General features: G+C 45.9%; 1 protein-coding gene. It reads right to left on the reverse strand.

Going from position 1 to position 630, the window contains the following annotated elements:
- Positions 1-630: FGGY-family carbohydrate kinase (locus CWB85_RS21785; protein ID WP_249314957.1), on the reverse strand; the 630-nt coding region annotated here is incomplete at both ends.

Consider the following 630-nt stretch of genomic DNA (forward strand, 5'->3'; position numbering starts at 1 on the left):
AGCATAGAGTTCTGTATAAAATTCAACTCGCTCAGGGTTCGGTAGGTATTGATGACACACAGCTGAAGCCATAACTTGCTGAGCATCTGCAACGCTTGCATATTCACCAGCAGCAACTGCTGCCATAATTGCAGCACCAAGCGCACAGCTTTGCTCGCTTTCAAGCACATCAATTGGACAATTCCATACATCTGCGCAAGTTTGCATTACGTAGTCAGACTTTTTCGAAATACCACCAATCACCACCACCGACTCAATCGGCACGCCTTCATTTTGAAAACGCTCAGTAATGGCGCGAGCGCCAAAGGCCGTCGCCTCAACTAATGCTTTAAAGAACTGCGGCGCATCAGTGCCCATTTTCATGCCCGTCATGGCCATTGCTACGCTTTGATCAGCATCAGGAGTGCGACGACCGTTGACCCAGTCAAGTGCTGTTACGTCAGTGTTTTTCACCGGTAACGCACTGGCAGCTTTAGATAAATCAACTAAAATTGAATCTTCAATTTTGCTGATCAAGCTTTGTTCAACGTCGTTTAGATTTGTTAATTGGCGAGTTGGCCATAGCATCAGGTTTTTAAACCATGCATATAAATCACCAAACGCAGATTGACCCGCTTCAAGGCCAATCAT

It is taken from the genome of Pseudoalteromonas sp. S1727 (assembly GCF_005886375.1).
GTDB lineage: Bacteria > Pseudomonadota > Gammaproteobacteria > Enterobacterales > Alteromonadaceae > Pseudoalteromonas > Pseudoalteromonas haloplanktis.